This window comes from Streptomyces sp. NPDC048297 (assembly GCF_043201585.1).
In the GTDB taxonomy this organism is placed as follows: Bacteria; Actinomycetota; Actinomycetes; order Streptomycetales; family Streptomycetaceae; genus Streptomyces.
Window position 1 is genome coordinate 166059 of the sequence record NZ_JBICZA010000015.1, and the last position, 15112, is coordinate 181170.

8 protein-coding genes are annotated in these 15112 nt (G+C 69.7%); 7 read left to right on the plus strand and 1 reads right to left on the minus strand.

Annotated elements, in window-relative coordinates:
* Positions 1-6 precede the first annotated feature (6 nt).
* The 7 genes from ACGFYV_RS18845 (at position 7) to ACGFYV_RS18875 (ending at position 12181) form a co-directional block, all read left to right on the plus strand.
* Complete coding sequence (locus ACGFYV_RS18845; RefSeq protein ID WP_393879508.1) at positions 7-3543, plus strand: discoidin domain-containing protein; 3537 nt, start codon at positions 7-9, stop codon at positions 3541-3543.
* A gap of 244 nt (positions 3544-3787) precedes the next feature.
* Positions 3788-4807 (plus strand): LacI family DNA-binding transcriptional regulator, encoded by a 1020-nt coding sequence (locus ACGFYV_RS18850; protein ID WP_393879509.1) that lies wholly within the window; start codon positions 3788-3790, stop codon positions 4805-4807.
* 294 nt (positions 4808-5101) lie between these two features.
* A complete protein-coding gene (locus ACGFYV_RS18855; RefSeq protein ID WP_393879510.1) occupies positions 5102-6460 on the plus strand; it encodes an extracellular solute-binding protein in 1359 nt (452 codons plus the stop codon).
* 79 nt (positions 6461-6539) lie between these two features.
* On the plus strand, positions 6540-7481 hold the full coding sequence (locus tag ACGFYV_RS18860; protein ID WP_393879511.1) for a carbohydrate ABC transporter permease: 942 nt from the start codon (positions 6540-6542) through the stop codon (positions 7479-7481).
* On the plus strand, positions 7478-8344 hold the full coding sequence (locus ACGFYV_RS18865; RefSeq protein ID WP_393879512.1) for a carbohydrate ABC transporter permease: 867 nt from the start codon (positions 7478-7480) through the stop codon (positions 8342-8344). The genes ACGFYV_RS18860 and ACGFYV_RS18865 overlap by 4 nt, the downstream gene beginning before the upstream one ends.
* Positions 8345-8372: 28 nt before the next feature.
* The gene (locus ACGFYV_RS18870; RefSeq protein WP_393879513.1) at positions 8373-9974 is read left to right on the plus strand and encodes a glycoside hydrolase family 13 protein; all 1602 of its coding nucleotides are present in this window, start codon (positions 8373-8375) and stop codon (positions 9972-9974) included.
* A 224-nt stretch (positions 9975-10198) separates the two neighbouring features.
* Positions 10199-12181: a glycosyl hydrolase family 28-related protein gene (locus ACGFYV_RS18875; RefSeq protein WP_393879541.1), complete on the plus strand. Its 1983-nt coding sequence runs from the start codon at positions 10199-10201 to the stop codon at positions 12179-12181.
* Between the two features lie 154 nt (positions 12182-12335).
* On the opposite strand, the gene ACGFYV_RS18880 is transcribed toward ACGFYV_RS18875, so the two are convergent.
* Complete coding sequence (locus ACGFYV_RS18880) at positions 12336-15050, minus strand: ATP-binding protein (protein ID WP_393879514.1); 2715 nt, start codon at positions 15048-15050, stop codon at positions 12336-12338.
* Positions 15051-15112: the final 62 nt, after the last annotated feature.

Below are 15112 nucleotides of genomic sequence, written 5' to 3' on the forward strand. Positions count from 1 at the left end.
CTCGGCATGCTGGCAGCACTCCTGGCAGTGCTGCAGGCCGTACCCGCCCACGCCGCAGGGGCCAACCTGGCGGCGGGCAGGACGATGAGTGCCAGCAGCTACACCCAGACCTACGCGCCGTCCAACACCAACGACGGCGACCAGGCCACCTACTGGGAGTCCGCCAACAACGCCTTCCCGCAGTGGCTGCAGGTCGACCTGGGTGCGACCACCAGCGTCAACCAGCTCGTGCTGCAGGTGCCGGTGACCAACTGGGCCGCCCGCACCCAGACGCTGTCGGTCCAGGGCAGCACCGACGGCAGCAACTTCACCACCATCGTGGCGTCCAACTCGTACACGTTCGATCCGGCCACCAGCAGCACGGTCACCATCAACTTCGCGGCGACCGGCACCCGTTACCTGCGAACACTGGTCACGGCCAACACCGGATGGCCGGCGGCCCAGGTCTCCGAGTTCCAGGTGTACGGGCCGAACACCGCCGACACCACGCCCCCCACCGCCCCCGGCACCCTGTCCTACACCCAGCCGCAGTCCGGTCAGATCGCCCTGTCGTGGGGAGCGTCGAGCGACGCCGTCGGTGTCACCGCCTACGACGTCTACCGCAACGGCGCACTGGCGGCGACCGTCGGCGGCTCCACCCTGACCTGGACCGACAACCAGCCAGGCACGGCGACGGTGTCGTACTACGTCAAGGCGCGCGACGCCGCCGGCAACGTCTCGCCCGCCAGTAACACCGTCACCCGCACCGGCAGCGGCGGCGGCGGCACCAACCTGGCGCTGAACAAGCCGATCACCGGGAGCCCGTACACGTACATCTACGCCCCGACGAACGCGAACGACGGCGACCTCACGACGTACTTCGAAGGCTCCTCGTACCCGAGCCGGCTCACCGTGCAGCTCGGTGCGAACGCCGACGTCACCTCCGTCGTGGTGAAGCTGAACCCGGCCTCCATCTGGGCCACCCGCACCCAGACGATCGAGGTGCTCGGCCGTGAGCAGGGCGCGACGGACTTCACCAGCATCTCGGCCGCGCACACGTACACCTTCGACCCCGCCACCGGCAACACCGTCACCATCCCGGTGAGCAACAGGGTCGCGGACGTCCAGCTGAGCATCACCGGCAACAGCGGAGCCCCCGGCGGCCAGGTCGCCGAACTCCAGGTGATCGGCACGCCGGCCCCGAACCCCGACCTGACGGTCTCCGCGTCCTCGTGGTCCCCGTCCGCCCCGGTGGAGACCGACCCCATCACCGCGTCCGCCACGGTCGCCAACGTGGGCACCGCGGCAGCTCCGGCCTCCAACGTCAACTTCTACCTGGGCAGCACCAAGGTCGGCACGGCCACCGTCGGCGCGCTGGCGGCCGGTGCCTCCACCACGGTGTCCACGGTGATCGGCACGCAGCAGGCCGGTTCGTACCAGCTCACCGCCAAGGTGGACGAGGCGAAGAGCTTCATCGAGCTGGCTTACGACAACAACGCCTTCACCCACCCGAACAACCTCGTCGTCGCGCCGGTACAGAGTTCCGACCTGGTCGGAACCGTGGACTGGACCCCGAACAACCCCTCGGCGGGCAACACCGTCGCGTTCTCGGTGACGCTGAGGAACCAGGGCACGATCGCCTCGGGCGGCGGTTCCCACGGTGTCACGCTCACCCTGCTCGACAGCACCGGCGGGACGCTCACCACCCTCACCGGCTCCTACACCGGCACGATCGCCGCAGGCGCCACCGCCCCGCCGGTGAGCCTGGGCAACTGGACGGCCGTCAACGGCAAGTACACCGTGCACACCGTGATCGCCGCCGACAGCAACGAGTTGTCGGTCAAGCAGGCCAACAACACCAGTGACACCTCGTTGTTCGTCGGCCGCGGCGCCAACATGCCCTATGACGTCTACCAGGGCGAGGACGGCCAGATAGGCGGCGGCGCCGCCGTGGTCGGCCCCAACCGCACCATCGGCGACCTGGCCGGTGAGGCGTCCGGGCGCAAGGCCGTCACCCTCAACAGCACCGGCTCCTACGTCCAGTGGACCACCCGGGCCAGCACCAACACCCTGGTGACCCGCTTCTCCATCCCGGACGCCCCCGGCGGCGGCGGTTCCACCGCGACCCTGAACGTCTACGTCGACGGCAGCTTCCTGCAGACCATCACGCTGAACTCCAGGTACGCCTGGCTGTACGGCGCGGAGACCGGTCCGGGCAACGATCCCAGCGCGGGACCGGCGCGTCACATCTACGACGAGGCGCATGTGATGCTCGACCGGACGGTGCCCCAGGGCAGCGTCGTCAAGCTGCAGAAGGACTCGTCCAACACCTCGCAGTACGCGATCGACTACATCAACACCGAGCAGGTCGCCCCGGTCGCCAACCCGGACCCGACCGCCTACCTCACCCCCGCCGGCTTCGGCCAGCAGGACGTGCAGAACGCGCTCGACACCGTCCGCCAGGACACCACGGGCAAGCTCGTCGGCGTCTACCTGCCCCCCGGGCAGTACCAGACCAGCAACAAGTTCAACGTCTACGGCCAGGCCGTCAAGGTGGTGGGAGCAGGACCCTGGTACACCCAGTTCAACGCGCCCGCCGGGTCGGAGAACTCGGACATCGGCTGGTCGGTGTCGAGCAGCGCCAACGGCTCGACCTTCCGGGGCTTCGGCTGGTTCGGCAACTACACGTCCCGCATCGACGGACCCGGCAAGGTCTTCGACCTGACCGACGTCTCCAACATCACCGTCGACGACGTCTGGATCGAGCACCAGGTGTGCGCGATCTGGGGCACGCACGTGAACGGGCTGAAGGCGACGAACATGCGCATCCGCGACACCTTCGCGGACGGCATCAACCTCACCAACGGCAGTCAGAACAACCTGGTGAGCAACAACGAGGCCCGCTCGACCGGTGACGACAGCTTCGCGCTGTTCGCGGCCCAGGACCACAACTCCTCGGACCTGACCGGCAACACCTTCCAGAACCTGACCGCGCTGACCCCGTGGCGGGCGGCGGGCGTCGCCGTCTACGGCGGTGAGAACAACATCCTGCAGAACCTGTACGTGGCCGACACGCTGACGTACTCGGGCATCACCATCAGCTCGCTGAACTTCGGCTATCCCTTCCAGGGATTCGGCACCCAGCCGACCACCATCCAGCACGTCTCGCTGGTGCGCGACGGTGGTCACTTCTGGGGCGGCCAGGTGTTCCCGGCCATGTGGCTGTTCTCCGCGACCCAGCCGTTCCAGGGGATCCGGGTGAACGACACCGACATCGTCGACCCGACGTACGCCGGCATCATGTTCCAGACCGACTACGTGGGCGGCACGGCGCTCAATCCCGTCAAGGACACCGTCTTCACCGACACGTCCATCACCGGGGCGCATCAGAGCGGGGACGCCTTTGACGCCAAGTCCGGCTACGGCGTCTGGGCCAACCCGCTGCCCGAGGCGGGACAGGGCCCGGCCGTGGGCTCGGCGACGTTCAACCATCTGACCCTGTCCGACAACCACATCGACGTCTACAACCCGACCACCACCTTCACCGTCAACGTCAATCCCTGACGACGCCCAGGGAGCCGGCCCACGACCACGTGGGCCGGCTCCCGGACAGGTGTGGGCCGGCCCCCGAACCGGTGGGCCGGCCCGCGCACGGGCGCGGGACAGAGCTGAGCTGAGCAATATTTCGACCAGATTCTGATTTTGACTTACTCTTCCTTGTAAATTGCCTCTGTTACACGGTGCAAAGACTGACGAATTTTTACGCCCGGACGTAAGCGGATTGCGGATCATGCCCTAGGGTTGAACCATGACACGACGACTTGCGGAGGTGGCCAGGAAGGTCGGGGTCAGCGAGGCGACGGTCAGCCGGGTGCTCAACGGCAAGCCCGGTGTCTCCGAGCAGACCCGCCAGGCCGTGCTGACCGCCCTGGACGTGCTCGGCTACGAGCGCCCGACCCAACTGCGCGGTGAGCGCTCAAGACTGGTCGGGCTGGTCCTGCCGGAGCTGCAGAACCCCATCTTCCCCGCCTTCGCCGAGGTGGTCAGCAGCGCACTGGCGCAGCAGGGCTTCACCCCGGTGCTGTGCACGCAGACGGCGGGCGGTGTCTCCGAAGCCGACTATGTGGAACTGCTCCTCCAGCAGCAGGTCTCGGGCGTGATCTTCTTCGGCGGCCTGTACGCCCAGGAGGAGTCCCCGCACGAGCACTACGAGCGGCTGTCCCGCCGGGGCCTGCCCACGGTGCTGATGAACGCCGCCATACCCGACCTGGACTTCCCGCAGGTCAGCTGCGATGACGCGGTCGCGGTGGAACAGGGCGCCGGGCACTTGGTGTCGCTGGGCCACCGGCGGATCGGCCTGGTGCTCGGGCCGCCCGATCACATGCCGTCGCGGCGCAAGCTGGCGGCGGCTCGCGCGGCGCTGGAGGGGGCCGGGGTGGAACTCGAAGAGGAGGACGTGGCGCACGCGTTGTTCTCCCTGGAGGGCGGGCAGGCCGCGGCGGCGCGCCTGTTGCAGCGCGGTGTCACCGGCATCATCTGCGCCTCGGACCCGCTGGCCCTCGGTGCGGTGCGCGCTGCCCGCAGGCGCCGGCTCGACGTACCCGGGGACGTGTCGATCGTCGGCTACGACGATTCCTCCTTCATGACCTGCACCGATCCGCCGCTGACCACCGTCCGTCAGCCCATCGAGGCGATGGGCCGCGCCGCCGTGGAACTGCTCGTGGGAGAGCTGGCCGGTGCCAAGGTCACCCACGACGAGCTGCTCTTCGAACCGGAGCTGGTGGTGCGCGGATCAACCGGTCTGGCGCGCAGAGAGGCCCGCCGCTGACGGAGCGCCGGCTCGCGCCGCCGGCTAGCAGCGCCGACTGGTGCCGGCTCGCAGCATCGATTCGCAGCCGACTGGTGCCGGCTCGCAGCACCGATTCGCAGCGTCAACTCGCAGTGCCGGCAAGGGCCGTACCTCATGGGGTGCGGCCCTTTGCGTTGTCCCTGGCCCGCGATCTCACAGTGTTGAGTTGATTTCTTGCAAAGTACCGTCGAGATATTGCGTTGGAGACGGGTCGGTGCTTAAGTGAGGCACGCCACACCCCCCGCACTCCGCCCATGAAGGGGTACTCCACCCATGCGCAGATCCGCAGCGCTGCTGATCGCAGGCGCTCTCACCCTGACCGCGGCCGCCTGTTCAAGCTCCTCCTCCGGCGATGCCAAGTCGAGCAACGGCAAGGTCACCATCTCCATCGACTGTGCCCCGCCGAAGAGCCGCCCGACGCAGCGCAAGCAGTGGGCCGACGACATCGCGGCCTTCGAGAAGCTGCACCCGAACATCACGGTGAAGAGCATCGACACGTTCCCGTGCGAGACCCCTGAACTGTTCACCGCCGCGCTCAAGGGCGGCACCCAGCCCGACGTCTTCTACACCTACTTCACGGACAAGCAGCAGGTCCTGGACGCCGGCCAGGCGGCCGACATCACGAAGTACGTCACGTCCGAGAACCTGCCGGTCAAGGACGACATCATGTCCGCGGTGTGGGACACGCAGAAGGCCGGCGGGAAGATCTACGGCATTCCGCGCACCAACTACACCATGGGCATGATCATCAACCGGAAGCTCTTCCAGCAGGCCGGGCTCGACCCCGACCAGCCGCCGCAGACCTGGGCCGAGGTCCAGGCCGCCGCGAAGAAGATCGCCGCCCTGGGCAAGGGCATCGCGGGCTACGGCGACTACAGCGCGGGCAACAACGGCGGCTGGCACTTCACCGCCGAGATCTACGCCCAGGGCGGCCGGATGGTGAGCGACGACGGCACCAAGGCGGCCTTCAACAACCCGCAGGGCCTCGCCGTGCTGCAGAACCTGCACAAGCTCCGCTTCGAAGACAACGTCATGGGCAGCACCCAGCTCTACAAGTGGGGCGACCTCCAGAAGCAGATGGCCGCGGGCAAGCTGGGGATGTACATAGCCGCCCCTGACGACATCACCTACATGGTGCAGAGCCTCGGTGCCCACTACGAGGACTTCGGCATGGGCCCGATCCCCGGCCAGAGCGGACCGGGCGCCGGCACCCTTACCGGCGGCGACGACTACATGTTCAACGTCAAGGACACCCCCGAGCAGATCAAGGCCGGGATCCAGCTGCTCAGTTACCTCTGGCTGACGGAGGGACAGGGCCAGCAGTACAACTACCCCCGCTCCAAGGCCTCAGGCCAGGCGGTCGGACTGCCCCAGCCGCAGCTGTTCCAGGGCGCCACGGCCACCAAGGACACCCAGCTCAAGGCCGCGAACGCCACCATGTCGGTGAAGGCCTTCGACTCCTTCGTCAAGGCCAACGTCCCCGGCGTCACCGAGCCGGCCAACGCCCAGGCCATCTACAAGATCCTGGACACCGCGATGGCGTCCGCGCTGACCAACCGCGGCGCCGACCTGCAGAAGCTGCTGGACACCGCCGAGCAGCAGGTCAACCAGGTCCTCGCCAACGCCCAGTAGTCGCCAAGGGGCCGCAAGGCCCCCCGGGACGAGGGGCCGCACGGCCCCCTGGACGAGCAGCCTCCCAAGGAGATCGACGATGGCGGTCGTGACCGCACCCTCCGGAACCGACGCGCCGCCCACCGCGGCGGCCGGCCGGTCCGGGGCACTGCGCAGATCCGTACAGCGCAACCTCACCGCACACGGCTTCCTCATCGGCGCGGTGCTCTGCTTCGCCTGCTTCCAGTGGTATCCCATGGTCCGCGAAGTGATCATGAGCTTCCAGAAGGCGAAGGCGGGCAGGACCACCTGGGTCGGCCTGCACAACCTCGACCAGATCGTGCATGACCCCAGCTTCTGGCCGGCCTGGCGCAACACCGCCGAATTCACCGGCCTGGCGCTGCTGTTCGGTTTCGCGCTGCCGTTCGTCACGGCCGTGGTGATGAACGAACTGCGGCACGCGCGCGGCTACCTGAGGGTCCTGGTGTACCTCCCGGTGATGCTTCCACCGGTGTCCTCACTGCTGCTGTTCAAGTACCTGTACAACCCCGAGTACGGGCCGATCAACCGGGCACTGGAGCTGCTGCACCTGCCCACCTCGGGCTGGCTGCAGTCCCCGAACACGGCGATGCTCGCCGTCGTCCTCGCCTCCACCTGGATGAACATGGGCAGCGCCACACTGATCTACCTGGCGGCGCTGCAGAACATACCCGGTGAGCTGTACGAGGCCGCCGAACTGGACGGAGCCGGACTGCTGCGACGCGTCTGGCACGTGACGATCCCGCAGACCCGGCTCGTCCTCTCGCTGATGCTGATGCTGCAGATCGTCGCCACCATGCAGGTCTTCGTCGAGCCCTTCATCCTGACCAACGGCGGCCAGGGGGTGGAGGGTTCGACCACCACCATCGTCTACCTGATCTACCAGTACGCCTTCAACTTCTCCAACTACGGTGCGGCCTGCGCCCTGGGACTGCTCCTGCTGCTGGTGCTCGCCGGGTTCTCGGTGATCTACGTGCGACTCAACCGGAGGCTGGAGTCATGAGCGACACCCGTACCCTGGTCAACCCGGCCCAGCTGAACCGCACGCTCTACCGCGTGGTGCTGATCCTGGTCGTCGTCGCCTTCACGCTGGTCTTCCTCGGCCCCCTGTACCTGCTCGTGACGGGCGGGCTCAAGGGCACCACCGAGTCCATCCAGACCCCGCCCACCTTCTACCCGCACCACGTCGTCACCTCCAACTACAGCGACGCGTGGACCCGCCTCAACATCGCCCACCTGCTGCTCAACACGCTCTGGTACGCCTTCGGGGCACTGGCCTTCCAACTCGTCCTCGACGTCGCCGCGGCCTACTCGCTGTCCAAACTCCGGCCGGCGCTGGGCAACGCGATCCTCGGCCTGATGCTGGCCACCCTCATGATCCCGGCCATGGTGCTGGTCGTCCCTCAGTACCTGACCGTGCTGGACCTGCCCCTGATCCACCAGAACCTGCTCAACTCCCCCTGGGCGATCTGGCTCCCGTCGGTGGCCAACGCCTTCAACATCTACCTGCTGAAGCGCTTCTTCGACTCGGTGCCCCAGGAACTGCTCGACTCCGCCGCCATCGACGGCGCCGGCCCCCTGCGCACACTGCTCTCCATCGTGCTGCCCATGTCCCGGCCGATCATCGGCGTGGTGTCCATCTTCGCCCTGGTCAACGTGTGGAAGGACTTCCTCTGGCCGCTGCTGGCCGAGCCCGACCCGACCAGGCAGACACTCAACGCCGGCATCTACTCGCTCTCCCTGGGCGTTCCGGAGAACGTGCTGATCGCCGCCTCGGCCATCTCCGCCGTGCCGACGGTGATCTTCTTCCTGCTCTTCCAGCGCAACATCATGTCCGGCCTCACCGCCGGCAGCCTCAAGGGCTGACACCCCATCTCCCGAGGAGACTTCTACCGTGCACCAACCCCACGAGTGGTGGCGTGGCGCCGCGATCTACCAGATCTACGTGCGCAGCTTCGCCGACGCGGACGGCGACGGGGTGGGCGACCTGGCGGGCGTCCGGTCCCGGCTGCCGTATCTCGCCGAACTCGGTGTCGACGCGCTCTGGTTCACCCCCTGGTACGCCTCACCGATGGCCGACGGCGGCTACGACGTGGCCGACTACCGGGCCATCCACCCGGCCTTCGGCAGCCTGGGAGAGGCCGAGAAGCTGATCTCCGAGGCACTTGCGTCGGGTATCCGCACCATCGTCGACATCGTCCCCAACCATGTCTCCGACCAGCACCGCTGGTTCCAGGACGCGCTCGCCGCGGGCCCCGGCTCGCCGGAGCGCGACCGGTTCTGGTTCCGTGAGGGCCGGGGCGGGCAGGGCGAACTCCCGCCCAACAACTGGATGTCGCAGTTCGGCGGCAGCGCCTGGACCCGGGTCCCGGACGGCCAGTGGTACCTGCACCGCTTCGCCTCCGCCCAGCCCGACCTGAACTGGCAGCACCCCGAGGTGCGCCGGGAGCACGAGGAGGTGCTGCGCTTCTGGTTCGACCGGGGCGCGGCCGGGGTCCGCATCGACTCCGCCGCCGAGGTCATCAAGGACCCGGCGCTTCCCGACCTGGTGGACGGCGCGGACCCGCATCCCTACCTGGACCGCGACGAGATCCACGACGTGTACCGGGACTGGCGCAAGGTCGCCGAGTCCTACACCCCGCCGCGCGCCCTGATCGGCGAGGTGTGGCTGCCCGACCCCGAGCGCTTCGCCCGCTACCTGCGCCCCGACGAACTCCACACCGCCTTCAACTTCGGTTTCCTCACCTGCCCTTGGGACGCCGTGCAGCTGCGTGAGGCGATCACGACCACGCTGGCCGTGCACTCGCCCGTCGGCGCGCCCGCCACCTGGGTGCTGGCCAACCACGACGTGACCCGGACCGTCACCCGCTACGGCCGCGCCGACACCGGCTTCGACTTCGCGGCCAAGACCCACGGCACCCCAACCGACCTCGCGCTGGGCACCCGGCGGGCACGGGCGGCGGCGCTGCTGAGCCTGGCCCTGCCCGGCTCCGTCTACCTCTACCAGGGCGAGGAACTCGGCCTGCCCGAGGTCGAGGACCTGCCGCACTCGGTCATCGAGGACCCGATGTTCCACCGCACCGGGGGAGCCGACCCCGGCCGGGACGGCTGCCGTGTGCCGCTGCCGTGGAGCGGCGACGCCCCGCCGTTCGGCTTCGGCCCCGAGGGCACCGAGCCCTGGCTGCCCCAGCCGCACGACTGGTCGGCGCTGACGGCGCGGCGGCAGGCGGCGGACCAGGACAGCATGCTGAGCCTGTACCGCACGGCGCTGCGCCTGCGCCGGGGCGAGAGCGCACTCGGCGACGGGCAGATGACCTGGCTCCCCGCCGGCCCGCAGGTCCTCTCCTTCGCCCGCGACGCCGACTTCGCCTGCGTCGTCAACCTGGGCACCGAGCCGGCACCGCTGCCACCGCACCGGGAGGTCCTGCTGAGCAGCGCACCGCTCACGGACGGCCGGCTGCCCACCGATACCGCGGTCTGGCTGCGCCTGTCCTGACCCGGACGCGGCACCGACCGCACCTGGGCCGCGCCGCCCCCACAGGCGAGCGGCGCGGCCCGCCTCCTCCCACGACTTCCACGGCTTCGACAGCTTCCACGGCTCCCATAGCTTCCACGGCTTCCACGGCTTCCACGAGGATCCATCGACTCCCAGCACAGAATCGAGGCGCAGTGAACCGCACCAGCAGACGTGCCGAACCGTGGCGAAGAGCCGCCGCGGCCCTGGCGGCCGTGACAGCGGTGGCCGGCCTCACCGCCGTACCGGCCGGCAATGCCGCGGCGGCCGGTGCCGCGGGGCAGACCGGGGCCGCGCCGGTGACCCGCGCCGGGCTCGACCCCGCCCTGGTCGCCGGTCGCGGGGCCGACCTCGGCTTCCTGGAGCAGGAGGCGGAGCACGCCCCGACCGACGGCACCGCCGTCGGGCCGGACCGCACCGCGTACACGCTCGCCGCCGAGGCCTCGGGCCGCAGCGCGGTCGCTCTCGCGCCAGGCCACTACGTCGAGTTCACGCTGCCGCGGGCCGCCAACGCCATCACCGTGCGCTACAGCATCCCGGACGCCCCGGCCGGCGGCGGGATCACCGCCCCGCTCGACGTCGACGTGAACGGGCGCCACCGCAGCACCATGACGCTGACCTCGCGGTACGCCTGGCTGTACAACCAGTACCCCTTCACCAACGACCCCACCGCCGACGTGCTGCACTCCGACTGGTGGATCACCGAGTGCGGCTGCGTCCCCGGCGCCACCACCCCGGCCCCCGTGATTCCCAAGCCGTTCAGGCCGAACCACTTCTACGACGAGCAGCGGCTGCTGCTCGGCCGTACCTATCCGGCCGGTGCGCACGTCCGGCTGCGCGTGCCACAGCGCAGCGAGGCCGCGACCACCGTGATCGACCTGATGGACTCGCAACTCGTCGCCCCGCCGAAGACGGACCGGTCCGCGGTGAACGTGCTGGCCTTCGGAGCCGACCCCAGCGGACGGCGCGACTCCGCCGACGCCCTCGACAAGGCCGTCGCCTTCGCCCGACGAGCACACCGCAAGGTCTACATCCCCCCGGGCACGTACCAGGTCAACCGGCACATCATCGTCGACGACGTCACGATCGAGGGCGCCGGCAACTGGTACACGATCATCAAGGGGCACCAGGTCACCCTCGCGGCACCCGCCCCGGACGGCTCGGTCCACACCGGCGTCGGCTTCTACGGCAAGGACGTCTCGCAGGGCGGCAGCCACCACGTGCACCTGTCGGGCTTCGCCATCGAGGGCGACGTGCGCGAACGGATCGACACCGACCAGGTGAACGGCATCGGCGGGGCGCTGAGCGACTCGACCATCGAGGGGCTGTACATCCACCACACCAAGGTGGGCATGTGGTTCGACGGGCCCATGAGCAACCTGCGGATCACCGGCAACCAGATCGCCGACCAGATCGCCGACGGCATCAACTTCCACACCGGAGTGACCGACTCCGTGGTCTCCAACAACGTCATCCGCAACACCGGGGACGACGGACTGGCCATGTGGTCGGAGAAGACGCAGAACGCGCGCGACGTCTTCGACCACAACACCGTGCAGAACCCCGTACTGGCCAACGGCATCGCGCTGTACGGAGGAACGGACAACACCGTCTCCGGCAACCTCGTCGCCGACCCCGTCCGTGAGGGCAGCGCCATCCAGGTCGGCTCCCGTTTCGGCGCCCAGGCCTTCACCGGTCACCTGTGGATCACCGACAACACCACGGTGCGCGCCGGTACCTACGAACTCAACTGGAACATCGGGCTCGGGGCGATCTGGTTCTACGCCCTGGAGAACGACATCAGCGCGGACGTCGAGGTGGTGGGCGACTCCTTCCTCGACAACACCTACAACGCGGTGATGTTCGTCGCCGACTGGCCGGTCAAGGACACGTACTCGATCACCGGCGTGCACTTCAAGGACATCACGGTCGACGGTACGGGCACGTCCGTGGTCAGCGCACGCGCCGCCGGGTCGGCGAGCTTCGAGAACGTGCGGGCCCGCAACGTCGGCGCGGTGAGCGTCAACAACTGCGGATCCTTCCACTTCACCCCGGCCGGTTCGGAGTTCTCCGTCGCCGACCGCGGCGGCAACGGGTCCTGGCTCGCGCCGTGGCAACTGCCCAACACCATCACCTGCGACGACCGGCCCGCGGTGGTGCCCCCACCCGCACCCAGCCCCTGGCCGTAGGAGCCAGGTGGGACATGCCCGGGAGGGGCGGGGCACCGGTGGTCGCGACCCGGATGCCCCGCCCCTGCCGCGTGGGGAGCCCGCTCTGCCTCTGCCGCGTGGGGAGCCCGCACTGCCTCTGCCGCGTGAGGTGCCCCGCCCCTGCCGCGTGGCGTCAGCGCCGTAGTCCGCTGCGCTGTGAACCCGCCGCGGCGATCTCCGCGTGCGCGCGCTCCGCGAGATGGTCCGCGCCGCACCTCTGCGCCACGTTGGCGCCCTCGAAGAGCATCTCGGTCACCCCGTCGGTGTGGCCGGCGCGCCTGAGGGCGATGGCGAGGTCGACCAGCGCCCCGGCGTACAGGTGCTGATTCGCGGACTTGCCGAGCGTCGCCACCGCGCGCTCCAGCAGCGCCAGTCGGTCCCCGTCCTCGGACACCGCCGCACTGAAGAGCAACGCCTCACCTATGGCGGTGGGCGTGCCGTAACGCTCCGCCCGGCGCAGTGTCTGCGCCGCGAGAGCGCGGGCGCGTACGGGGTCCTGCGGGGCCAGGGCGACGGCGAGATGCCCCGCCCAGGGGCACCAGGTCGGATTGAGGATGCCCTTGGCCTCCAGACGCTCCCCGGCGGCGGTGAGCTGCGCGATGGCTTCCTCACGATCGCCGCGGACGAGCATCAGGCGCCCGCACAGCGTCTGCGTGTCCGGAAAGACCACCGCGTTGGGGTAAGGGGGCGCGAAGTCGTGCTCCTCGGCGACCTTCAGCGCTTCCTCGGTGTGGTCGCGGGCCAGCAGGACGTCCAGCAGCAGTCCGACGGCGTACCACGTGGCGGGCAGCCTCGTCCCGACGCGGTCGGCCAGCCGGACCGCCTCACGCGCGCAGCGCTCGGCCTCGACGAGCAGTCCGCGCCGGAAGTGGACAAGCCCGAGAAGGCTGAAGCCGAAGGAGAGGTGGGCTCCGCTCCAGCCGACCTGCTGGCACTCGGCGATGGCGGAGCTGAACAGTTCCTCCGCGCGGTCGCACTCGTCGGCGTACATGTACCCGAGCGCGGTGATGCTGGGCAGCTCGAAGCCCCAGTCGGGGTCGGTGTAGCTGAGCCCCACGGCGTGCGCGGCGACGGCCAGCGCGCGTTCGGCCGGCTCACCGCGCAGCGTGGCATCCCAGGTACGCAGGCACAACAAGGCCTTCTCACCCATGTTCTGCCCGGACAGATGCTCGGCGAGCCGGGCGAGCTGGCGGGAACGGACGGGCGCCTGCACCTCCTGCGCGTCGAAGACCCGCCACAGGTGGTGCGCGGCCTGCAGGCGCAGCCGCACCCCGGACGAGCGCGCGCGGGCGGCCTCGGCCCCCACCACGGCGGCGGCTTCGCCGAGTTGGTCGTTGTGGGCGAGCGCCTGGGCCAGCCGGAAGGTGGCGTCCTCTCTCAGCGTGCAGTCGAGGTCGGGAAGCTCCAGGGCCGCCGAGAGGTGGTTGACCGTGGCGGCCGGGGAGGTGAGCAGCGCGGAGCAGCCGAGTTCGTAGAGCACGGCCGCGCGTTCCTCCGCCGGGGGCGGTTCGCGCAGCGCACGCTCCAGGCAGCGATGAGCGGCGCCCGGAGCACCTTGGCGAAGGTTCTCCCGAGCCGCCGCGCGCAACTGCTCGACGGTCTCCGGGTCGTTGCTCGGATGGGTCTCCAGCAGGTGCCGGGCGGCGACCGTGATGTTCAGGCCCGCGTCGGTCACCGCGGCGGCGGCCTGCCCGTGTATGGCGGTGCGCATCGCCGAGGGGATGGCCCGGTACACGGCGGTGGCGATGAGGGGGTGGACGAACTCGAGCGTCCTGGTGCCGGTCAGGATACGCGCGACCCGTAACGTGTCCGTGGCGTCCTGAGCCTCGGACGGTGGCAGCCCGGCCACCGAAGCCGCCAGTTCGGGGGAGATCTCGGTACCGAGGACCGCCGCCGCCCAGGCGAGCCGCACGGCGCGGTTGCCGAGCCTCTCCAGCCGCTTGACCAGTCCGGTGCCGCGGGAGGACGCACCGAGGTCCCGCAGCAGATGGGCCGACTCCTCGGTGGGGGCGAGAGCCCGGTCCTGGACCTTGGCGACGAGTTCGACGGTCTCGTAGGGGTTGCCGCCGGTGACGGCCCAGCACTCGCGGCAGAAGGGGTCGTCCGCGTCCGGCCCGAGCACACCGCGGACCAGCCGCGTGACCGACTCCGGACTGAGCGCTCGCAGGCTGATCGGGTGCGACCCCCGGCCGCCGACCATCCCACGGAACGCCGCGGCCTCGGCGGGCAGTTCGTCCGGGCGGTACCCCAGGACCATCAGGACGGGAAGCTCCTGCACCCGCACGGCGAACGAGGCCAGCCAGGTGAGGGACTCCGGGTCACCCCAGTGGGCATCGTCGACGACCATGACGATCGGCGCCTTGCGCACGGCGAGTTGGGTGAGGACCCAGTCCAGACCGTCCCGTACGCCCTGCGGATCCGGCACGGCGGTGCCGGCCTGCTGGGCGAACAGGCCGACGGCCGGGCCCGCGATCTCGTACCAGCCCCCGAAGATCTCGCGCCGCTCGGCCTCGGCGCAGGACGCCAGGACAGGCTGCAGCAACTGCCGTACGACGTGGAAGGGAACCGTGTGTTCCTGCTCGCTGCCGCGCGCGGACAGGACCGTGCACCCCCGGGCGGCGGCCATGCCCCGGATCTCGGCCAGCAGAGTCGTCTTGCCCAGTCCGGCGGCGCCGCTCAGGAACAGCAGCCCGCCACGCCGGCCGCCGCTGTCCGCGGAGCGGGTGCAGAGCGCCTCCACCGCCTCCCGCGCGACGGCCACCTCGTCGTCACGCTCGTACAGGGGCGTGCCCGCCCGGCCGGGGCCGGCCGAACCGACCCGCCCCTCGCTGCGTTCCTGCTCCGGCACTGTGATTCCCCTCGTTCCCCGGCCTGTTGGTCAGCCTAGCGAAGGGGAACGACGTGCGACAG